Consider the following 22,435-nt stretch of genomic DNA (forward strand, 5'->3'; position numbering starts at 1 on the left):
GCCTCTTCGTCAGCCAGGAGCTTCTGAATCGTCTGGCGCTTCCGTTCGTCAACGGTTTCAGTCAGCAGCTTCCGATAGAGCTTGAGGTTTTCCCTGTGGACGAAGTTTTCCATTTCCGCATCTCGCCCAAGGCGGCCGCAGCCGCCGGTTTGAGTCTCACGAGAATCTGCGCCCGGTTACGGCGCGATGACAGAGAGCTGGCGGCAAACAGCTTGCTCGATCTGGCGGCTTTGCCTGTGATCAAGATTGCTCGTGCGGGCAGATTTAGGGCATCCGTCCGTCGGCAATCAATCCGGGTGATTACGGAAACGGCCGGGCAAGAAGTTGCCGGGCATGCAAATCTTCCGCGACTATTCCGGTTCGAAGGATTCCGCCATGAGGCGGATACGAAAGACGGGTTTCCTGGATTCGTCCAGGAGTTCCATTTGCCACTCCGCGTTTTCCGCAAGATGGCGTGCGATCGAGCCGATCATGCCGGCGCAAACGGCGGTCAGCTCTTCCCAGGCGGCATCCTGATCGGTTAGTTCGGTGCCATGGCTCGACATCCCGCTGTAGCGGCCGGTCCGGATCCGGAAATAATACAGCGGCATGGCTGGAACCGATCGCGACCGTCGGCATCTCTGTCGTGGCGCCGGCACGATGCTTGATCAGGGGATGCGGCTATTGATCCAGGTCAAATTGATCCCGCGGGAACAGCCCTGCTCAATCTAAAGGCAGCGGATCTGTATCTTCTGCGGACAGAGTTTGAAGGCGTTGGACAAGGAAAACAGCAGGCGCGCGCTGCGGCTCGAATTGTCCGGCGCGCGATAGCTCAGCGGAAAAGCCACCGCGATATCGGCCTGCAGGTCACCGCCCAGGAAGAACCGCACGCCGGCGCCTGCAGAGGTCAGTGCAAGGCCGTCATTGTAGCTGAATCCATGGTTCCAGGCCGCGCCGGCGTCGGCGAAACTGTAGAGCTGATAACCGGTCAGGTAACTGAAATTCAGTCTCTGATCGAAGCGCAGTTCAAACGAGCCGGCAATGCCGTTGTCGCCGCTGATCTCGGCGCTGCCATAGCCGCGCCCGAAGGCCGCACCCCCGAGATAGAATTGCTGAGAGGTGAACAGCGGGCCGGAGGCGATCTGTCCGGCGGCGGCGATTTTCACCGACCACGCATCGGTCAGCGTCTGATAGCGGCTGAACCAGGCATCCATCACCGAGAAATTGCCCGATGCGCCGTCGCGCGAAACAAGATCGTCGCCGGAATGCGACGCGCCGAAGATATCGAGACCCTGACGGTAGGTCAGTGTGAAGTAATTATTGCCGCCGAGATTGTCCTGCAGCCGGTAGTCGGACGTGAGGCTGACGGTGCGGATGTGATCATTGTAGATCGGGCCGAACACATCGCTCTCGGAGACATTGCTGAAGCCGGCCGCCGCCGTGAGCGTCAGTGCCGATCTGATGGACTGCAGGGGGACAATGCTGGCGCGCAATTCGAAGGTATCGGTCCTGGTGACATCGTTGTCCAGCCGCCGCTCGTCGCCCGGCCGGACCTCGCTGTGCAGGACCGATGCGCCGATCCGCATGCCGTCGATGCCGATCGGCGCATCGTAGGACAGCCGGCCGAATGCAAGCTCGCGCGGATCGCCGGGTGTGGTCGAAAGATTGAGCGCCAGCGTGTCGCCGGGTGCGAGATAGGAATTGAATGCGCCGGTTGCGTAGGTCTGCCAGGGGCCGACCGACGACGATCCCAGATTGTCGACCCCGAACGAGGTGTAGATGTGCCAGGTGTTGACGTCGACGATGAGACGGAAACGCCCGGTCGCATTGCCTATCTCTTCCAGCGCGGTATCCGCGATGCGCACGCCCGGCCGGCCGTTGATCAGCAGGAGCTGGCGTTCCAGCGTCGGCAGCCGCGAGGGACTTTCGGCGAGCACGGGGTCGAGCAGCGGCCTTATCCCGAACTGCTCCGCGCCATCGCCCTTCAGCGCCACTTCCGTGATGCCGCCTTCGATAACCTGAAGACGTACCCGGCCGTCCCGGATGTCCTGCGGCGGAACGATCGCCCGGCTGAGGTGAAATCCGGCCGCGCGGTAAAGGTTGCTGACATCAGCCGCGACCGCCGCAAGATCGGCTTGCGAGACCTTTTTCCCAAGATAGGGTTGATACGCGCTTACGATCTGATCGCGCGGAATCGCATGGGCGCCGTTCAGCGAAACGCCGCGCAGCACGAACATCGGTTTGGTATCGGCCGTGCCTTCCGGCCGGGACACCCGTGGCATCCGTACCGCGGGTCGAGCGGAAGGCGTCTGCCCGGACTGCGGTACATCGAAACGCCGTTCCGTCTGCCTGGGGTCGAAGCCCGGCTGAGTTGCCTGCTGGGCTTTCGCCGGCATGGAGGCGATCGCGGACAAAATCAGCGCCAGGCTCGCCAAAGCGCACCTGCCCAGACCGCAACGCGGTCGCGGGCCCGCACCGGATACCACTCTTCCGTAGTTCTCCGGATGCCATTCGAGGAATCTTTGAAAGATCATTAGCCCCATGATTTTTAATAGATTTTTATGGTCAATGAATCGTTAATCACGCCCGTCGGCGCGGTGGTTTCCGCTCACGCAATCTTGAAACTTTTCCGGTACGCCTGCAGGTCAGACGCGGGCAGACGGAGTTTTTCATGGCTTGGACCGGTGGAGTTTCACGCATTTTGACGGCGGCCTTCGTTCTGGCTGCGGCTTCCAGTGCGCTCGCCGCCGAGGACGGTGGATGGCGGGTCAGCAAATCGTCCGGCGAAGTCTGGATGATGACGTCGGGCGCCCAGCAGGCTTCGCTGACGCAGGAAGAGATCCTGAAGCCGGGCGACACCATCCGGACCGGGCATAACGGCCGCGTCCTGTTGGTACGCGGCGAGGAAACCATTCTGGTCTCGCCGAATTCGGTGATCGGCCTGCCCACCGAGCAGAAGGACGGGCTGTCGACGACGATCCTGCAGCAGGCCGGTTCGGTCCTGCTGGAAGTAGAGAAGCGCAACGTCAAGCATTTCGAGGTCGAGACTCCCTACCTTGCCGCCGTGGTCAAGGGAACGCAGTTTCGCGTCTCGGTGAACGCCGCCTCTACCAGCGTCGACGTGCTGAGGGGGCAGGTCGAGGTCGCGGACTTCAAATCGGGCCAGATCGCGCAAGTGATGCCCGGGCAGCACGCCACCGCTTTCGCGCAGGGCAAGCCAGGTCTTTCGCTGAGCGGGTCGGGCACGCTCAATCCGATCGAGCAAGGCAAGCCGCGCCCGTCATCCTTCGAACGGATTATGGTGCCGAAGATGGGACTCTCCGCGCCGCGCCACGCCGCCAACGGGCAGCTCATCCACGCGCTCGGCCACCTCGCCGCCGGCAATACTGCCGCGACGCACAACGCGACACGGATATCGGCTTCGCTCGGCGAAGTCAGGCTCAATTTCCAGAAGGTCACCCACGGTCTTGCGCATGGATCGGCGTCGACGCCGGGATCCGCGAAGCGCACGGCGGAAAAGGATACGATCTGGAGCTCGCGCGAAGCCAAGGCGGCGAGCATGGGCATCGGAAACGGCAATTCCAGTGACGCCAGCGGCAGCACTGCGGCTATGGCGACCAATTCCGGAGTGGCGGCGCAGGTAGCCGCGACCACCGCAGCAGCGGTCAATTCCGGCAACGGCAACGGTAACGGCGGCGGAGCCGGAAACGGCAATGGCAATGGCAACGGTAACGCCAATGCCAACGGCGATGGAAACGGCAACGGAAACGGAAACGGAAACGGCAACAGCAACGGAAACGCTAACGCTAACGGAAACGGTCATGCTTACGCTTACGGCCACGGTCATGTGCGTTAGAGAGTGAGAGACGCTTGAGCCGAACGAGTTAGCTGATGGGCTGACGGACATGGGGAGTGCGCCTCGCTCCTTTGCGAGGTGCGCGGGGATGGGACACTGTGAAACATTACCGGCCGCATATCTTTGTGGTGGTTGCACTGGCGATCGTTCTGTCGTCCGGCCTGCACACCGCGTTACGCAACGCGCTGACCGACCTGCGGTTTGCCTGGCAGCAGCGTCAGGCCAGCGGCGACATCGTGATTGTTGCGATCGATGCCTCCTCGATCGAGCAGATTGGCGTCTGGCCCTGGCCGCGCCGGCTCCACGCCGACTTGCTGCGGCGACTGGACAGCGCCGGCGTGCGGGACGTCGTATTCGATGTCGATTTCTCGTCGCCCTCCGACCCGGCGTCGGACCGCGCGTTTGTCGAGGCACTGGAGCGCGCGGGCGGAAGCGTGGTGTTGCCGACCTTCAAGCAGCCGGGCGCGGTCGGCGGCAATGGAACGCCCATCCACATCAATCGTCCGCTGAAAGCATTCGCCGATCATTCATGGTCGGCGGTCGTGAATGTCACGGTTGAATCGGACGGCCTGGTCCGGCGCTACCCGTTCGGCGAGACATTCGACGGGCAGTTTCTTCCCGCGATGGGCGCGGTGCTGGCCGAGCACTATGCCGAAAGGCGCGCGCCCTTCCTGATCGATTTCACCATCCGCGCCGCCTCGATCCCGAAAGTTTCCTATGTCGACGTCTTGCGCGGCGACGAGGCAACGCTGGGCAAGCTCAGGAACAAGAAGGTCGTCATCGGCGGCACCGCGCTGGAACTCGGCGACCGCTTCAGCATCCCCAATAGCGGCGTTGTTTCCGGGCCGATGCTGCAGACGCTCGCCGCCGAATCGATCCTGCAGAACCGGACCCTTCACTTCACCTCCGAAGCCGTCACGCTGGCCGGGCTATGCATCATTGCGATGATCATGATGCTGTCATGGCGCCGTCTCGGCGCCGGCGTGCGGGTCATCCTCCTCGTCGGCCTGGCCGCCGCCATCGAAATCACCGCAGCTCTGCTGCAGGCAAAATTTCCTCTGATTGTCGATACGTCGCTGTTCCATACCGCGATCGTCGTCTACATGGCCGCGATCGCGCTCGATGAAATCGATTTCCGGGATCTGCTGGGCAGCATTGCCGAGAGCCGGTTTCAGCGCATCGCGATGTCGCTTGGTGATGGCCTGGTATGCACCGATCAGGACCGCCGGGTCACCGTGTGGAACCCGGGGGCGGTGGCGATATTCGGCTACGATCCTGCCGAGATGATCGGCCGGCGACTCGACACGATTTGCGCCGGCAGCGACGACGTCGCGACTCTCTCGAACGCGGTCGGCGCGGCGGCGCGCGCGCGGTCGCAATCGCCGGGCGGCCTCGTGGTGGAGTTCGACGGCCGCCGCAAGAACGGCGAGATATTTTCGGTCGAGGCCTGTTTCTCAGGCTGGCAAGGCACCGACGGCTTTCAGCATGGCGCGATCCTGCGCGACATATCGGTGCGCAAGCGGGAAGCGGAAAGAATTCGCTATTTGGCCGAACATGATTCCCTCACCGGGCTCGCCAACCGCAACAGCCTTCACACGGGCCTTGCTGCGATGATTTCCGCAGCACAGACGCAGGGCTGCGAAGTCGCGCTGCTGGTGGTCGGCCTCGACGCCTTCCAGCAAATCAACGACATGCTCGGCCATGCCTGCGGCGACCTCGTGCTGCGCGCCGTGACCGAACGATTGAATGCGGAAGCCGGAGGTGCCGCCCTGGTCGCGCGGCTGAGCGGCGATGAATTCGCCATCGCTGTCCCTCGGACCGCGACGACCGAGACGGTCGCGGCATTGTCCGAACGCATTGCGCGCGCGTTCGACGCGCCGCTTCTGGCCGGAACCCGGCAGCACCGCGTCAAGGTCAGTATCGGGGCGGCGGTCTATCCGGAGGGCGGCCGAACCGGCGATGAACTCTTGGCCAACAGCCATCTCGCATTCTGTCGCGCCAAGGCGACCAGGCGCGGCAGCTACGTGATCTTCGAGAACGCGATCCGGCTGGAGCTGGAATCCCGCCTGACGCTCGAGGCCGAACTGGTGCTTGCCAGCGAGCGCGATGAATTCGAATTGTTCTACCAGCCGCAGGTCAGGCTGGCGGATGGCGGCGTGTTCGGTGCGGAAGCCCTCATTCGCTGGCGTCATCCCGTGCGCGGCCTGGTTTCGCCCGCGGAGTTCATGCCGGTCGTCCACACCTCTTCGATCTCGAACCGCATTGCGGCCTGGGTGCTCGATACCGCCTGCCGCAGGGCGCGAATGTGGGAGGCCGGCGGCCACCCTATTCGTGTCGGCGTCAATCTTTCGCCCTCGCAATTCCAGTCGACCGACCTCGCAGCGGCGGTTGCGGAGACACTGGAGACCACCGGGCTGACGCCGTCGCTGCTCGAACTCGAGGTGACCGAGGATATTCTGCTGCTGGACGAGGAGAGGGTGCTCGACACCTTCCGGAGAATAAGGGCGCTCGGCGTCCGCATCGTGTTCGACGATTTCGGCACCGGCTATGCGAGCCTGAGCTACCTCAAGAAATTTCCGCTCGACGGACTCAAGATCGACCGCACATTCGTGCTCGAACTGCTCGCCGATTCCGGCGATGCGGCGATCGTCGGCTCCACCGTCGGCCTGAGCAGGCAACTCGGCCTCTCGGTGATCGCCGAAGGCATCGAGAACCGCGCGACCGCCGATCTCCTGATCAGCATGGGATGCGAAGAAGGGCAGGGCTATTTCTTCGGCCGGCCGGTGCCGGCGCAGGCATTCGAGAGCCAATTCCTGGCCGTGACCGAAGCCGCCGCCGGCGGGTCCGGCGCGGGAAGAGCAGCTTGAGGCGATTTTGCCTTCTCGTCGTCAAGTCAGTGAATTTGGCGTGCCCGGACGAAGCGCAGCATCATCTGCGGGGCGATGTGCCATGACAGCGGTGCTGACAGAACGAAACTGCTCACGATGACCGAGGGAACCCAAAAGAAGGAGTGCTGAGCCAGCGCCGGCGTAACCAGTACCATTATCAAGCCAACTCCGAAGACGACGGCATTCACCATCGAATAAATGATCGCCGCAACACCCAGTCTGGCGCGATTGTCGCTGTTCATGATCGACTCCTGTTTTATGGTTGACGCGCGGTGGCTGTCGGGTTCCGACCGCGCTAACGCGGGCGACGCCGGCTAAAGAGAACGTGCAGGCTCAATGCGCGGCGGCACTGATGCGGCCTAGATGCGATTGTCCCGAGGCGTCGGAGGCGCCTTCTGATCGGCTTTCTCGGCGTCGCGCTTGTTGGCCTCGTGATGGCCGATGATGCATCCGGCAACGACGCCAACCTTGCCGTGCCCTGCCATATGGCCCGCGATGCCGCCGACGATGGCGCCTTTGATGCACCCCTTCGCCTCGGCGGTCGCGGGAGCCAATGCCATGGCCAAGATGATAGTCCCAAGCAGCAGCGATTTCATGGCGGTCCTCCGAAAAAAGCAGTCGCCGCAACAATCCGGGGCGTGGCGATTGGTTCCGCAGCGGCACGTGACTAGGCCCGGAGCGGCCGGCAATAAAGACAATCACGCCCGAATCTGTAACATGGCGGTCACACGGGGTGCGTGAGACGAGGCGGATTGAGGTCGTGACCGATCATTTGCCGGCGACGGCGGCTGCCGTAGATATCGATGGCGATCGCCGCGACCTGCGGCTGGACGCCTGCCGCGGGCTGGCGCTGTGGTTCATCTTCATCGATCACATCCCCGATAACGCGATCGCCTGGCTGACGCTTCGCAATTACGGTTTCAGCGACACCACCGAGGTGTTTGTGTTCGTGTCCGGCTATACCTGCATGCTCGCCTATGGCGGAGCGTTGCGCGAGCAGGGCTGGGCAACAATCGTGGCGCGCGGGTTGCGGCGCGTCTGGGAGATCTACGCCGCTTTCCTGCTGCTGCTGATCGCCTATTTTGTCCTGATCTGGCTAGCCGGCGGCGGCAGCCGCTATCTCGACGAGACCAACACCAAGTTCTTTTTCGAAAATCCGGGGGCGGCGCTCATCCACGCCGCGATCCTGCAATATACGCCTGTCAACACCGACATACTGCCCACCTTCGTGCTGCTGCATCTGGCCTTTCCGGCTTTGCTGTGGCTCATGATCGGCAGCTCAGCGGTCGCGCTGGCGATGTCGTTCGTGCTCTATCTGATGGTGCAGATCTTCAGCTGGCACGTGCCGGCGTGGCCGAGCGGCGAGCTCTACTTCAACCCGCTGGCCTGGCAGGTGCTGTTCGTGTTCGGCGCCTGGTACGCCTATGAAGGGCCCGGACGGCTCAAGACGATGCTGCAGTCGCGTGCCGTGCTGGCGCTGGCGGTGCTCTATCTCGCCTTCAGCCTCGTCATCACCCTGAGCTGGCAGATCGAGGCGCTCAAGGCTTTCATCCCCGACGTGGTGTCAAAGGCGATCTACCCGATCTACAAGAGCCACCTCGCGCCGGTACGACTGCTGCATTTTCTGGCGCTGGCCGCATTGGTCTCGCGGCTGACGCCGCTGGACTGGCACTGGCTGATGAGGCCCTGGATGACCGCGATGATCCGCTGCGGCGAAAACTCGTTGTCGATTTATTGCCTGAGCGTCCTGCTGTCGTTCGTCGGTTTCGTGATCCTGACCGACCTTTCGAATACCCTGGCCATGCAGGCCGCCGTCAGCATGGTCGGGATCGTGCTGATGATCGCGGCGGCCACGGTGGCGACATGGGAAGCCAAGCAGGACCGCCGCGGGCCGAAGCTGTTTTGAAGCAACGCGATCTTTCGACGCGGCAGCCGGGTGGTCGACCCCGGCTGTGGACATCGTTCAGCCTTCGCGCTTTCGTCAATTGCGTGTCAACTGGATGTCATGGGTGGCGCTCTAGGTTGCGCGCGTACTGACGGCTTCGCAACATTTGACGGATTGAGGAGAAGGCCATGCGTCATCAACGCATTTTCGGCGCTACGACTCCATTGCTGCTCGGCGCCGCGCTGCTGTTCGGAGGATCCGCGACCGCGCAGGCGGCATGTGGACTGAAGTCCGCAGACAACAAGATCAAGCATGTCGTGCACATCCAGTTCGACAACGTGCATCTGCGGCGGGACAATCCCAATGTGCCATCTGACCTCGAGCAGATGCCCAACCTGCTCAACTTCATGCAGAACAACGGCACCGTGAGCGGCAACCACCACACGCCGCTGATCTCGCACACCGCGACCGATATCCTTACGGTGCTCACCGGCGCCTATGGCGACCGCATGGGCGTGCCGGTGTCGAACAGCTATGGCTTCTTCCGCAACGACGGCTCCGTCGGCTTCTCCAGCTCGTTTCTGTACTGGACCGCGCTCGGCGGCGACGGCAAGCCGGAGCTGATCAACGAAAACGGCAAGATCTTCCCGGCGCCGTGGGTACCATTCACCCGCGCCGGCTGCGACGTCGGCGCCTTCTCGATCGCCAATATGGAATTCGAGAGCTTGCCGGCCGATGTGCGCACGGTGTTCGGCACCGGCTCGCCGGAAGACATATCGGTCTCGGCGGCGCTCAATTTGCCGCGCACGCCCGCCAACGCGTCCGCCCGCCAGGCCCCCAACACCGATTATCTCGGCATCGCGGTGCATTGTGCGCTGGGCAGCCCGCTCTGCAACAACACCCACGCCCGCACCGATGCGCTGCCGGACGAGCCGGGCGGCTATGCCGGCTTCAGCGCTTTGTTCGGCAATGTGAACGTCGCACCGGTGATTTGCGCGGCGGCGCCCGCCGGCTGCAACGGCAGCGGCGCGGTCAAGGATACCGACGGCGGCGTCATAGCCGACGCCTACGGCCGTCCCGGTTTTCCCAACACCTTCAGCCCGCTGGCCAAGCAGTCGCTCGGCTATGCGGCGACGATGCTGGAAGCGGGCGTGCCCGTCGTCTACGTGTATGTGGCGGATGCGCATGACCGCAATCCGCTGCCGCTCGATCCCGCCACGAATCTGCCGGGTGCCGCCCATGCCTTCGGCGCGGGCGAGGCGGAATACGTCGCCCAGCTCAAGGCCTATGACGTGGCGTTCGGCAAGTTCTTCGCGCGTCTTGCCGCCGACGGCATCAACAAGGACAACACCTTGTTTATCGTGACCGCGGACGAAAACGACCACTTCGTCGGCGGCCCGGCGAGTCCGGCCAATTGCGACGGCATCCATGTGCCCTGCACCTACGCCAAGATCGGCGAGATCGACACCTTCCTCGACCGGCTGCTGCTCACCCAGCGCAACAACACGACGCCGTTCGATATCCACTTCGACGACGCGCCGACATTCTATATCCACGGCAATCCGGGGCCGCAGGACCCGCTGACGCGCACGATGGAACACGACGTCGATGCGCTGCGGGTGACGAACCCGATCACCGGCAATGTCGAAAAGCTCAATGCGTTCCTCGCCGACCGCGCGGAGATGGGGGTCCTGCACATGATCACGTCGAACCCGGCGCGCTCGCCGAGCTTCACGATGTTCGGCAATCCCGACTATTTCAACGAGACGTCGAGTTCGTCGACCGGGCAGGGCCATGATTGCTCGCAGACACCTGCCTGCGTCTTCGAGGCCCCCGGCTTTGCCTGGAACCACGGTGACGTCCAGAAGCAGATCACGCGTACCTGGATGGGGATGGCAGGGCCCGGCGTGATTCACGCCGGCCGCAACGATCAGGTGTTTTCGGACCACACCGACCTTCGTCCGACCATGATCGCGTTGTCCGGCCTGAAGGACGACTATACTCACGACGGTCGGGTCCTGGTCGAGTTCCTCGACGATCACGCGCTGCCAAAATCACTGCGGCGGAGCGAAGACTTCCTCGAACTCGCCCAGGTCTACAAGCAGCTCAACGCGCCCCTCGGCTCGGTGGGACTTGACAGCCTGCGCCTTGCGAACCGCTCGATCCTCGGCGACGATGCGGGCTACGCCAGGTTCCTCGCCACCATCGGCGACATCACGACCCAGCGTAATGCCTTGGCCGCCGAGATCAAGCCGCTGCTGGACGCGGCCGCCTTCGACAATCAGCCGATCAAGGAGCACCAGGTGGATCAGCTGGTGCGCCGCGCCCGGGCGATCATCGACCGTGTCGCGGATCTTGCTCACGACGTGCATGATCACGACCATGATCATCGCTGAGCGCGATGCGGCCCTGGTCTGATTGCGATCGCAACAAACCCGCTGGCGAGGCCAGCGGGTTTTTGCAAGAGCATACGGAGTTTGATCTTATGCGGTCCCGATCGCCGGCGTTGTTGCGTCGGTTCCTTGTATTTGCGGTCATCCCGGCAGCGCTGCTTGCCGGACCCGGTAATCCGGCTCAGGCCCAGGTACAGGTCGACGGACGGCCGGATGCGGTCCATATAGAGGCGCGCGACGCGACGGTCCGGGAAGTGTTCGACGCGCTGCAGACGAGATTCAATCTGCATTACCGCACCGACGACGCGCTGGAGACGCGCAAGAGCGGAATTTTCGACGGTCCGTTGCCCCGCGTTACCGCACGCATCCTCGAAGGCTACGATTTCGCGATGAAGGTCACGCCGCAGGGCATCGACGTGCTGGTGCTGCGGCAGAACCAGATCGACGGCAAGCTCGTCGCTTCTGCGACGCCTGTTCCCGGAATGTCGAAGGGAACGCCTGCGCCGGCCATGACGGCCGCGCAGGCCAATCGCTACGAACGCGAGCATTTCCGCTAGAGGCTTCTGACCCCGGAATTTCTAGCGACGTCGCGCCACCGCAACGCCGAACAGGAATGCGACGAACAGGCTCGCCAGCGGCGCTTCCCGGGTAATCGCGCTGATGGTCGAAAGCGGCTTGCCCGGCTGCCGCGCGGTTGCGATGGCTTCGCTTAGCCGGTTGACCGCGGCCTGCAGGCCTGCGGAGATTTCCGTCAGCGTGCGCGACACGTCGGTTGCAGTATCGATGGCGCGCTCCGCCATGCCGGGCTGAAGCGTCGGTTCGGGTGTCTCGAAATTCACGATTCCATGCCCTCGAAGTTTCCATCACGGTGCGATGAGGCCGCCACCTTTGGCTATCCGCGCGTGCGCTCGTTTTGAACAGCGGGTCGCAAGGACCTTTGGCTATCCGCGACAGGCGCCGTTTTGAACGGCGGGTGGCGGCCTCACGGGAGCCAATGCACCGCCGGGAAATTTGTTCCGGGGGGCCGTGGATAGCCCCGCAAAATAGCCGCGAAAACGGGGGATAGGACCGGGCGGGGCTGAAGGTTAGCCCTGTCTTTTCCCCGCCATTCGTCGCAGATTTTTTGACGCGCGAGAGGATTCGCCGTGATCGACGTTTCGAGGCCGGACCTAATGAGGAAAATCGCGCTGCTCGGCGCTCCCATCGAGATCGGCGCGTCGCAGCGGGGCACCCTGATGGGGCCCGCGGCGCTGAGAACGGCCGGCCTTCTGAACTTGTTCGAGGCGCTTGGTTTTGCGGTGGAAGATCACGGCGATCTTGCGATCGGCGAGATGGCCGAACTCGCCGACGCGCCGCCGGACAACGCCCGGCATTACCGGGAAATCCAGCGCTGGATTCGGGTATTGAGCAAACGCGCCTACGAGCTGGCGCGGTCCGGCGCGATCCCGATCTTTCTCGGCGGCGATCACTCGCTCTCGATGGGCTCGGTGAACGGGCTTGCCCGTTATTGGCGCGAAGCCGGCCGCGAGCTTTTCGTGGTCTGGCTCGACGCGCATGCGGATTACAATACTCCTGCCACCACGCTGTCGGGCAACATGCACGGCATGTCGGCGGCGTTTCTGTGCGGCGAACCCGGGCTCGACGGGCTGCTGGGCGACGAGCCGCGCGCATCGATCGATCCCGATCGGCTCGAACTGTTCGGGGTCCGCTCGATCGACAGGCTGGAACAGGATCTGCTGCGCGATCGCCGCGTCAGCGTCGCCGACATGCGCCAGATCGACGAGTTCGGCGTCGGGGTCCTGATGCGCCGCGTCATCGACAAGGTGAAGGCCCGCAATGGCGTGCTGCACGTCAGCTTCGATGTCGATTTTCTCGATCCGAGCCTCGCGCCCGGCGTCGGCACCACCGTGCCCGGCGGCGCGACCTATCGCGAGGCGCATCTGGTGATGGAATTGCTGCACGATTCCGGCCTGGTGCGATCGGCCGATATCGTCGAGCTCAACCCCTTCCTCGACGAGCGCGGCCGCACCGCGCGCACAGCGGTCGAGCTGATCGGCAGCCTGTTCGGCCAGCAGATCACCGACCGGCCGACCCCGACCAACGCGATCGAACCGGGCGAGTGAGTCAATCCGGCTGGCTTCGCGCGCGCGTCGCAGGCCGGATGCCGAGATCATGGAAGTAGCGGGCGAGGGCATCGGGCGTCGCGGCGCCGTCGGCCAGCGCCACATAGCTGTCGGGCCGCAGCAGATAGAGCGCGTCGCGGGCAAGCCCCGCCGCCTCATATTCGGATCGCCAGCCGAAGATATGCAGCGGGACGTCGTGATCCCTGCACCATGCCGTGAGCTCGATACCGGGCGAGCCGTAGACATGAACCTGCCAGTCCATGCTCGCGAGCGAAGCAAAATTGTCGGCGCCATCGATCCGAACCCAGGGCAGGCGATCGCCGCCCTGCACATGCCCGGCCGTGCCACGGCTCAGAGGGCCGCCGCGATAATTCAGCATGACCTGCGAGACGGTCCGGAACAGGTATTCGCGGACGGCGCCGAATGCGGCGACCCTCGGAATCAGCAGCGGCGCGATGCGGGTGCGCAGGATGTCGGCGATCCTGCCTTCGGCGGTGGCGAAGCTGAAGACGCGATCGGTGGTCGCGACCAGCCGCCGGGCGAAGCCGATCCGCTCGGCTTCATAGGAATCGAGCAGATTGTCGCCGGCGCGGCCGGCCACTACGGCGGCCAGTTTCCAGGCGAGATTGATGGCATCGCCAATGCCGGTGTTCATGCCCTGGCCGCCGGCCGGGCTATGGATGTGCGCGGCATCGCCGAGCAGGAAAGCGCGCCCTTCGCGGAAATGCCCGGTCACCCGGTGATGCACGTGGTAGGTCGAGAACCAGTTGACCTTCTTCACCTCGACCTTGAGATGGGTGATCGCCCGGTCGCTGACGTCGCCAAAGGTCAATTTGCCGGCGTCGGCGGCGCGCTCGTCGCGCACCGTGCCGATCAGCCGTGCCTTTCCCAAGCCGGCCAGCGGGAACACGCCGAGGAAATCGGCCTCGTCGAGATCGATGTGCAGTTCGCCATTCACGGCGGGGCCGGCGGCGTCGACATCGGCGACGTAGAAGACCTGCCGATAGGTGCCGCCGGGAAAGCCGCTGCCGATGGTCTCACGGACGATCGAGCGGGCGCCGTCACAGCCGGCGATGTAGACTGCGGCGTGTTCGAGCTCCCGACCATCAGGCACGCGCAGCCGGGCGATGACGCGATCATTCCCCTGCCTGAAACCGATCAGTTCTGTGCGCCGCTCGACCGCGACGCCGAGCACCCCGAGCCGCTCGATCAGGAGTCGCTCGTGCTCATCCTGCGGAAAGATGTGCAGGAAAGGATAGGGTGTCAGATCCGAGCCGACGCTGCCAAACGCCACGCGCGCCGCTGCTTCGCCCTTCACCCAAAGATTGACGGCGGGCACCTGACGGCCCTTCGCGATCACCTCCTCCGTAAGATCGACCTGGCGGTAGAGTTCGAGCGTGCGCGCCTGCACCGCCAAAGCGCGCGAGGTAGTGCCAGACTCAGCCGTCTTGTCGACGATGCGCACCTTGACGCCGAGTTTTGCCAGCCAAAGCGCCAGCACCAGCCCGGTCGGGCCGGCGCCGACGATCAAGACGTCGGTTTTAGTCATCTTTCTTTCCGTTCTGGGCTCGACGCGGGCAACGTTGAAATCTCAGCCTAAGATCCCGGCGGCGGGGAAAAAACTCTCGAGACGAGCCGCGTTCCAACCGGGGAACAAAAGTTCCCGTCACCGCTTATGCTCCGGCTAACCTCGAAACACATCTCAACGGCGAAATCGGCCACCTGGAACAGGGCATTTTCATTTGAAAAAAGTTACCTGGACGGGCCCTCGGGACCGTAACTCGGTTCTGACGGCTCGCCGCGGCGTCAAGATGGCGCGCTCCGTTCATGCCTATGTCCGGGGCAGCACCGTCAAATTCTATGAATGGCTCGACGCTCAAAAAAGAAACACCCTGCCCGAAGGGCCGCCGGTGTGGATCTGCGGCGACTGCCACGCAGGAAATCTTGGCCCGGTCGCCAACGCTGACGGCGAGGTCGACATTCAGATTCGCGATCTCGACCAAACGGTGATTGGCAATCCCGCGCACGATCTGATCCGGCTGGCGCTATCGCTTGCGACGGCGTCCCGCGGTTCAAACTTGCCGGGGATCACGATTGCCAAGATTCTCGAGAACATGATCGAGGGCTATGCTTCGGCCTTGACGGATGAGGATATCCGGCTCAAGCGCCCAGAGGCTGTCGGCGTGGCGATGAAGCAGGCCGTTGCGCGGTCGTGGAAGCATCTGGCAAAGGAGAGAATCAAGGACCTCAAACCGACGATTCCCCTGGGCTCAAAATTCTGGCCGCTGAAGAAATCCGAGCTGTCGGCAATCGGTCGCCTGTTCAAGACGGACGAAATAGCAGGCCTTCCAACGCTGCTGCGGTCGCGCGACGATGCAACCAGGTTCGATGTCGTCGATTCGGCGTATTGGATGAAGGGCTGCAGTTCGCTCGGCCTTCTCCGCTTTGCCGTCCTTCTTCAGTCGCAAGAGGACGCTGCCGATCTGTGCCTGATCGACATTAAAGAAGCCGTCGCCGCGGCGGCGCCTCGGTACAAGCGCGCCAAAATGCCTCGTGACAACGCGCAGCGGATCGTGGAGGGGGCGCGGCATCTGTCTCCTCATCTGGGCGAGCGCATGGCGGCCGGCAAGCTGATGGACCGTTCGGTATTCGTCCGCGAGCTTCTGCCGCAGGATTTGAAGCTGGAGATCGAGCGGGTGTCACAGGAAGAAGCCGCCATGGCGGCGCGCTACCTTGCGGCGGTCGTCGGAAGAGCCCATGGCCGGCAGATGGATGCGCAGACCCGAAAATCCTGGGCAAGCAATCTTCAAAGCAACCATTCGAAATCATTGGATGCACCCTCGTGGCTCTGGTCGAGCGTGGTTGCACTGTTGGCAAGCCACGAAAGTGCGTATCTTGAACATTGTCGAAAATACGCGCTGGAGAACTAGCAACAACCAAACGCCGGACTCTCACAGGCGCCGACGATTAGAACGTCGATCTGCGTCGGTGTTTCTTCATTTACCGGCTCCGCCGCTGCTGCGTCGGTCAGGAATGTCGGTCTCCCCTGATATTTGCGGCAAGGTGGCTTATGCGGGCCGCCTTCCTCGGCTAGGTTCAGGCCACGCCACCTGCTCACTCAGCCCTCCCGATCCAGCCCATGTCCGCCGTCGAGACATCCAGCGCCCGAAATCTTCCGTCTTTATGGCGCGAGCGAGTTGCGTGGCTCCTGCTGGCCGTTTATCTCGCGCTGGTCGTTCGCTACGCTTGGAACCCCACGCCTTTTGCCGAGCTGCTTGCGGCAATCGGAATTGCCAGCGCGCTGGCTCATTGCACGCTGACATATGGCTGGAAGAATACGTTGGCATTTGTCGCGATCTGCCTCGTCGTCACCTTCGCGCTGGAAAATGTCGGCAGCCTGACGGGCGCCCTGTTCGGCCGTTATCATTTCGAAATCGGCGCGCAGTTTCCCCATGTCGGTGTCATCCCGATCATTGTCGGCCCTCTATGGTTCGGCATGGGGTATTTCGCATGGACCGTCGCCGGCACCTTGCTCGGCGGCGCCGACCGGAATCTGAACCGGCAGCTCAACATCCTAGCTCAGCCGGTCGTGGCCGCCTTCGTGATGACGCAATGGGATTTCGTCATGGATGCGCCGACGTCAACGATTTCAAGGGCGTGGATCTGGCTTGATGGCGGCGCCGATTTTGGCGTTCCGCTTATGAACTATGTCGGCTGGCTTTTGACGTCGTGGACATTCTATCAGTTATTTGCGCTTTACCTCATCAGCACAGGCGAGGTACGCCCGATCAGGCGAAACCGCGGGTTGCGCCTTGCTGCGATCCTGTTTTACGCGTTTTCGGGGCTCACCCATTTGACGCCATGGCTGATGGGGCAGAGCGGCGAGGTTGCCGACGCGAGTGGTCATATCTGGCGCATCCAGGATTTGCGCGAAACAACGGTCGCGGTCATGCTGTTCACGATGTTTTTCACATCGATGCTCGCAGCACTCCGGCTTGCAAGAGATGAAGGGTCATGATGGAATCGCGCGCGGCTGTTTTTCGTGAGATAGGCGCTGCCGTCGCGATCGAGCGCGTCACGCTCGATCCGCCGGGTCCCACCGAGGTGCGGGTGCGCATTGCGGCGGTCGGCCTGTGCCGTACCGACTATCACGTCATGCGCGGCGAGCGGCGGGTGGCGATGCAGCCGATGGTGCTGGGCCACGAGGCCGCGGGCGTCGTCGAACACATCGGCGACGCGGTCAGTGGCATCAACGCCGGCGATCACGTCATTCTCACTTTCATTCCCGCTTGCGGAACGTGCCATTGGTGCCGGCAAGGCCTGCATCATCTCTGTGCCGAAGGTCCGCGCATCACGCAGGGCCCGCAACTCGACGGCACCTACCGCCGCCGCGACCGCGACGGCCATGCGGTCGGGGCTTTCTGCATGATCGGCGCCTTCGCCGAGCGCACCATCGTCGATCAGGCTTCTGCCATCGTCATCGACAAGGATATCCCGTTTGATCTCGCGAGCCTCGTTGCCTGCGGCGTGCCGGCCGGCGTCGGCGCGGCGCGCCACCGGGCGCGGGTGCAGCCGGGCGAAAGCGTGCTGGTGGTGGGCTGCGGCGGCGACGGCATGAACGTGGTGCAGGGCGCGCGTCTGTGCGGCGCTTCGCAAATCATTGCCGCCGATATTGCGCCGGCCAAGCTCGATTGGGCGCGGGAGTTCGGTGCGACGCATGGCGTCAACGCGCAAGGCGAAGCGCTGACCCGCGCCGTGCTGGAGCTGACCAGCGGCATCGGCGTCAACCATGCCTTTGTCTGCATCGATCCACCTGCGACCCTGCTGCCGGCATTCCGCGCCACCGCCAAGGGAGGCAATGTCGTGGTGACCGCCCTGACGCCGGACACCGTGACCGAAATCAAGATCCCGCCGCTTGAGCTGTTCGTCACGCAGAAGGCGATCATGGGGGCGGTCTACGGCTTTGCCAGTCCGCGCCTGCAGATTCCGGAACTGCTCGGGCTCTATCGCAAGGGCGCGATAAAACTGCGTGAGCTGATCACGCGCCGCTATCGCCTGGACGAAATCAACCAGGGCTATGCCGATCTCGACGCCGGAAAGAATCTGCGCGGGGTCGTCGTGTTCGATGATTGAAAGATCCGCCAACGCGCCCGGACCAAAATCGGTTCCCGCGCGTTAGTCCGGCCACTCCCTGAACCAGCCGGGGTAACGCCTCGGGCGTTGCGCTGGCCGTCTTGTGGCCGGATCCGTGAAACAGGCATCGAACGCTCCCCCGTCGAAAGGCCTATGGCCGCTGCTGTCGCTGAACTTCTTCATGGCGGACATGCAGGCCGGCATAGGCCCGTTCCTCGGCGTGTTCCTGCTGGCGCATCGCTGGGAGAGCGGACTGATCGGGACGGTGATGACCGTCGGCGGCGTCGCGGGCATGCTGATGACCACGCCCGCGGGGGCGCTGGTCGATGCCAGCCGGAACAAGAAGCTCTATGTCATCATCCCCGGCATCTGCACGGTGATCGCTTCCGGGATCGTCTTGCTGTCCCAGAACTTCTGGCTGGTCACGCTGTCCCAGGTCGCGACCGCCGTTGCCGGCGCCGCGATCGGACCCGCAGTCTCCGGCATGACGCTCGGCATCGTTCGCCAGGCCGGTTTTGCCAGGCAAAACGGACATAACCAGGCCTTCAACCATGCCGGCAACATGGTCGGGGCCGGGCTTTCGGGGCTGCTCGGATGGCAGTTCGGGTTCACCGCCGTGTTGTGGCTGGCGGCATTGTTCGGCATCCTTTCCATCGCCTCGGTCCTGATGATATCAGGCGCTTCGATCGACAACGACGAGGCACGCGGCCTCCACAGGGATAGCGAAGACGATGGAAAAATCGGCGGCATCACCGTGCTGCTTGAATGCAAGCCGCTGTTGATCCTGGCCGCGGCGCTGGCCTGCTTTCATCTCGGCAATGCTGCGATGCTCCCGCTCTACGGGATGGCGGTTGTGTCGGAAAAACTGGGTGATCCGGCCGGATTTGTCGCGATCACCATCGTCGTGGCGCAGGGTACGATGATTCTCGCATCCCTGATTGCGATGCGTCTTGCCGTCAAGGAGGGGTACTGGCTGGTGCTTTTGATTTCCTTCATCGCGCTGCCGATCCGGGGCGTCATGGCCGCCTATTTCATCAGCCGATGGGGCGTTTATCCCGTGCAGGTACTTGACGGGGTCGGCGCCGGCTTGCAGAGCGTTGCCGTACCGGGTCTTGTGGCGCGCATCCTCGACCGCACCGGCCGGATCAATGTCGGTCAGGGGGCGGTCATGACCGCGCAAGGTCTTGGTGCCTCGCTCAGTCCCGCGATCGGCGGGTGGATTGCCCAGGAGATCGGTTACAGCGCGATGTTTCTCATTCTCGGCAGCTTTGCATTCGGCTCGGTTGCGCTGTGGCTCGGTTTCGCCTCGGTTTTGAAACCCGCCTGCGCGCGGCACGATCATTCCCGCGAGCGACGGACGGAAACCGCACTGGCGGGGGCGCGGTGACGCCTGAGACCAACGCCGCGACCTGGGGAATTGCAGCTCTCGCAACGCTGGGCGTGATCGCACGGCCCTGGCATTTGCCGGAGTTCATCTGGGCGATCGCAGGCGCGGGGATGCTGGTGCTGTTCAACCTGCTGCCCTGGCCGGACGCCCTTGCCGCGGCAGGCAAAGGCACGGATGTCTATTTCTTTCTCGTCGGCATGATGCTGCTGGCCGAGGTCGCCCGTCAGGAAGGGTTGTTCGACTGGCTCGCCGCATGGGCGGTACGGCATTCGCAAGGCTCGGCGAAGCGGCTGTTCCTGATCGTCTACGTGGTCGGAACCATCGTCACCGTTCTCTTGTCGAACGATGCCACCGCCGTGGTTCTGACGCCGGCAGTCTATGCGGCGACCCGCGCCGCCAAGGTCGAGCCGTTGCCGTATCTGTTCATTTGCGCCTTCATCGCCAACGCGGCGAGCTTCGTGCTTCCGATCTCCAATCCGGCCAACCTCGTCGTGTTCGGCAAGCAGATGCCGCCGCTGGCGGACTGGCTGCGGATCTTCGCGCTGCCTTCCGTCGTCGCTGTCGTTGCGACCTATCTGGCGCTGCGGCTGACGCAGCGCCGCGCGCTCGATGCTGATGTCGCCGAGGTCGAGGACATATCCCCGCTGACGACAGGGGGAACGCTCGCGGCATTCGGAATCGTACTGACGGCGGTTGTGCTGCTGGTGGCTTCGGCCATGGGCCGGGATCTCGGGCTGCCGACCTTCGTCGCCGGTGCGGCCGTAACGGCGGTCATTCTTCTGATCGGACGGCAGTCGCCGCTCCCGGTTCTCAAGGACATTTCATGGTCCGTGCTGCCGCTGGTGGCGGGCCTGTTCATCCTGGTCGAAGGGCTGAACCGGACCGGTGTGCTGCCGGCGCTTGCGGGCATCCTGAAGGAGGAAACGGTGGCCTCGCCGCAGGCGACGTCCTGGATCGCCGGCATCGTGGTCGCTCTGGCGTCAAACCTCGCCAACAATCTCCCCATTGGCCTGATCGCTGCGACGACCAGCCAGGCCGCGCAAGTTCCCGCGCATGTCACAGGCGCCATCCTGATCGGCGTCGATCTCGGACCCAATCTGTCGGTGACGGGTTCGCTTGCCACCATCCTGTGGCTGATCGCGCTGCGGCGTGAAGGGGAAAGCGTCAGCGCGTTGCGGTTTCTCAAGCTCGGGCTCGTCATCATGCCGCCCGCGCTGCTGCTGTCCCTCGCGGCTCTGTCTGCGGTGTCACGATGAAGGCGGAACGGCATGCGCTCGTGCGCTTCCCTTGTTGGGAGAACGGAACTTGTCTCGGCCCGGCGAAATTCAGATATTTGATGGTCGAGGACCCCCGTTTTTGAAATAATTGCGAGCCTCATTGCGTTATTCTATGCGCGCCGCTTCGAACCGGAGGATCCGAGATGACCGAGCCCACCGACGTCGACAACGAACTTGCCGTGACATCGCGCCGGAAGTTCTTGCGCGAGAGTGGCGCATTGATGGGCGGGGCCGTCCTCGGCGGTCTTGCCGGCGGCGAAGCTCTCTCGGCCTCCGACAATGCCGGCAACCTTCCGCCCAATATTCCGGAGTGGATGAAGACGCCGGGCGCTCCCACGGGAGACCAGCTCTATGGCGCGCCATCGCCGTTCGAAAAGGGCGTGATCAAGAACATTCCGAAAAACCTGAAGCAATATATTTCCGCATCCGGGCGGACGCCGCTGCAGGATCTCGACGGCATCATCACGCCGAACGGGCTGTTCTACGAACGCCATCACGGCGGCGTTCCCACCATCGATCCGGCCCTGCACCGGCTGATGCTCCATGGCCTCGTCGACAAGCCGCTGATCTTCACCATGGATGACATCCGGCGCTTTCCGTCGCAATCGCGCATCTACTTCCTCGAATGCTCCGGCAATCCGGTCTACACAAAGCCGTATGGCAAGACGGCTTCCGATCTCGTCGGTTTGCTGAGCTGCGCCGAATGGACCGGGGTCAGCCTGAAACTGGTCCTGCAGGAGGCGGGCTTGCAGCCGGGCGCAAAATGGGTGGTCGCCGAGGGCGCCGACGCCGCGGCGCTGACCCGCAGCATTCCGATCGAGAAATGCCTCGACGATGCCCTGCTGGTGTACAGCCAGAACGGCGAGCGGTTGCGCCCGCAGCAGGGCTATCCGCTGCGGCTGTTGCTGCCCGGCTTCGAGGGCAACATGAATGTGAAATGGCTGCGCCGCCTGCGCGTCGCCGCCGAGCCGACCTATTCGCGCGAGGAGACCTCCAAATATACCGACCTGATGCCGGACGGCAGCGCGCGCGAGTTCACCTTCTACATGGAAGCCAAATCCATCATCACGCGGCCTTCGGGCGGGCAGAAATTGAGCGCGCCAGGCTTTCACGAGATCACCGGCATTGCTTGGAGTGGTCACGGAAGGATCAAGCGTGTCGATGTCTCGGTCGACGACGGCAAGAGCTGGCAGGAGGCGCAGTTGCAGGAGCCGGTGCTGACGCGGGCGCTGACGCGGTTTCGGCTGCCCTGGCACTGGAACGGACAGCCGGGCGTGATCCAAAGTCGCGCCGTCGATGAAACCGGTTATGTCCAGCCGACGTTGGCCGAGCTTCTCAGTGTGCGCGGCGAAAATCACTTCTATCACAACAACGCGATCTGGCCCTGGCGGATCGCTGCCGGCGGCGAGGTGACCAATGCGAACGCGTGAGCTCTACGCCGCAACGCTGGCCGTCGTTGCGCTGGCGGGCGCAACCTCGGCGCAGGCTCAAAGCCCCTATGGCATCGGCCGCGC

18 protein-coding genes are annotated in these 22,435 nt (G+C 63.4%); 12 read left to right on the plus strand and 6 right to left on the minus strand.

The window, feature by feature from the left end; all coding sequences use genetic code 11:
- Positions 1-350: 350 nt before the first annotated feature.
- Together QZ213_RS07055 and QZ213_RS07060 are read right to left on the minus strand one after the other, a co-directional pair.
- A complete protein-coding gene (locus tag QZ213_RS07055) occupies positions 351-590 on the minus strand; it encodes a hypothetical protein (RefSeq protein WP_291685350.1) in 240 nt (79 codons plus the stop codon).
- Between the two features lie 117 nt (positions 591-707).
- On the minus strand, positions 708-2,375 hold the full coding sequence (locus QZ213_RS07060; protein WP_291685351.1) for a POTRA domain-containing protein: 1,668 nt from the start codon (positions 2,373-2,375) through the stop codon (positions 708-710).
- Between the two features lie 275 nt (positions 2,376-2,650).
- Here QZ213_RS07060 and QZ213_RS07065 point away from each other — a divergent pair, with 275 nt between their 5' ends.
- Positions 2,651-3,835 (plus strand): FecR family protein, encoded by a 1,185-nt coding sequence (locus QZ213_RS07065; RefSeq protein WP_291685352.1) that lies wholly within the window; start codon positions 2,651-2,653, stop codon positions 3,833-3,835.
- Positions 3,836-3,933: 98 nt separating this feature from the next.
- A complete protein-coding gene (locus QZ213_RS07070) occupies positions 3,934-6,702 on the plus strand; it encodes an EAL domain-containing protein (RefSeq protein WP_291685353.1) in 2,769 nt (922 codons plus the stop codon).
- A 26-nt stretch (positions 6,703-6,728) separates the two neighbouring features.
- Here the strand turns inward: QZ213_RS07070 and QZ213_RS07075 are convergent, their stop codons facing one another.
- Together QZ213_RS07075 and QZ213_RS07080 are read right to left on the minus strand one after the other, a co-directional pair.
- Positions 6,729-6,965 (minus strand): hypothetical protein, encoded by a 237-nt coding sequence (locus tag QZ213_RS07075; protein ID WP_291685354.1) that lies wholly within the window; start codon positions 6,963-6,965, stop codon positions 6,729-6,731.
- Positions 6,966-7,082: 117 nt separating this feature from the next.
- Positions 7,083-7,319, minus strand: coding sequence for a hypothetical protein (locus tag QZ213_RS07080; RefSeq protein ID WP_291685355.1), 237 nt, complete (start codon positions 7,317-7,319; stop codon positions 7,083-7,085).
- Positions 7,320-7,483: 164 nt separating this feature from the next.
- Here QZ213_RS07080 and QZ213_RS07085 point away from each other — a divergent pair, with 164 nt between their 5' ends.
- From QZ213_RS07085 to QZ213_RS07095, 3 genes are all read left to right on the plus strand, one after another.
- Positions 7,484-8,629: an OpgC domain-containing protein gene (locus QZ213_RS07085; protein ID WP_291685356.1), complete on the plus strand. Its 1,146-nt coding sequence runs from the start codon at positions 7,484-7,486 to the stop codon at positions 8,627-8,629.
- 167 nt (positions 8,630-8,796) lie between these two features.
- A complete protein-coding gene (locus QZ213_RS07090) occupies positions 8,797-11,004 on the plus strand; it encodes a hypothetical protein (RefSeq protein WP_291685357.1) in 2,208 nt (735 codons plus the stop codon).
- 89 nt (positions 11,005-11,093) lie between these two features.
- Positions 11,094-11,558, plus strand: a complete 465-nt coding sequence (locus tag QZ213_RS07095; protein WP_291685358.1) for a hypothetical protein — start codon at positions 11,094-11,096, stop codon at positions 11,556-11,558.
- A 21-nt stretch (positions 11,559-11,579) separates the two neighbouring features.
- Here the strand turns inward: QZ213_RS07095 and QZ213_RS07100 are convergent, their stop codons facing one another.
- Entirely contained in the window at positions 11,580-11,840 is a 261-nt protein-coding gene (locus QZ213_RS07100; RefSeq protein ID WP_291685359.1) for a hypothetical protein, read from the minus strand.
- 333 nt (positions 11,841-12,173) lie between these two features.
- Between QZ213_RS07100 and rocF the strand changes: the two genes are divergently transcribed.
- Complete coding sequence (gene rocF / locus QZ213_RS07105) at positions 12,174-13,124, plus strand: arginase (protein ID WP_291685367.1); 951 nt, start codon at positions 12,174-12,176, stop codon at positions 13,122-13,124.
- Position 13,125: 1 nt separating this feature from the next.
- Here rocF and QZ213_RS07110 read toward each other — a convergent pair whose 3' ends face one another.
- Entirely contained in the window at positions 13,126-14,673 is a 1,548-nt protein-coding gene (locus QZ213_RS07110) for an FAD-dependent oxidoreductase (protein ID WP_291685360.1), read from the minus strand.
- A 193-nt stretch (positions 14,674-14,866) separates the two neighbouring features.
- Here QZ213_RS07110 and QZ213_RS07115 point away from each other — a divergent pair, with 193 nt between their 5' ends.
- From QZ213_RS07115 to soxC, 6 genes are all read left to right on the plus strand, one after another.
- A complete protein-coding gene (locus QZ213_RS07115) occupies positions 14,867-16,054 on the plus strand; it encodes a DUF2252 family protein (RefSeq protein ID WP_291685361.1) in 1,188 nt (395 codons plus the stop codon).
- A gap of 209 nt (positions 16,055-16,263) precedes the next feature.
- Entirely contained in the window at positions 16,264-17,142 is an 879-nt protein-coding gene (locus QZ213_RS07120) for a carotenoid biosynthesis protein (protein ID WP_291685362.1), read from the plus strand.
- On the plus strand, positions 17,139-18,257 hold the full coding sequence (locus QZ213_RS07125) for a Zn-dependent alcohol dehydrogenase (RefSeq protein ID WP_291685363.1): 1,119 nt from the start codon (positions 17,139-17,141) through the stop codon (positions 18,255-18,257). The genes QZ213_RS07120 and QZ213_RS07125 overlap by 4 nt, the downstream gene beginning before the upstream one ends.
- Before the next feature lie 115 nt (positions 18,258-18,372).
- Positions 18,373-19,644: an MFS transporter gene (locus tag QZ213_RS07130; protein WP_291685364.1), complete on the plus strand. Its 1,272-nt coding sequence runs from the start codon at positions 18,373-18,375 to the stop codon at positions 19,642-19,644.
- Positions 19,641-20,900 carry an arsenic transporter gene (locus tag QZ213_RS07135; protein ID WP_291685365.1) on the plus strand — a complete coding sequence of 420 codons (1,260 nt, stop codon included), beginning with the start codon at positions 19,641-19,643 and terminating at the stop codon, positions 20,898-20,900. The genes QZ213_RS07130 and QZ213_RS07135 overlap by 4 nt, the downstream gene beginning before the upstream one ends.
- Before the next feature lie 164 nt (positions 20,901-21,064).
- On the plus strand, positions 21,065-22,351 hold the full coding sequence (gene soxC, locus QZ213_RS07140) for a sulfite dehydrogenase (protein ID WP_291685366.1): 1,287 nt from the start codon (positions 21,065-21,067) through the stop codon (positions 22,349-22,351).
- Positions 22,352-22,435: the final 84 nt, after the last annotated feature.

This window comes from Bradyrhizobium sp. (assembly GCF_017881085.1).
Lineage (GTDB): Bacteria > Pseudomonadota > Alphaproteobacteria > Rhizobiales > Xanthobacteraceae > Bradyrhizobium.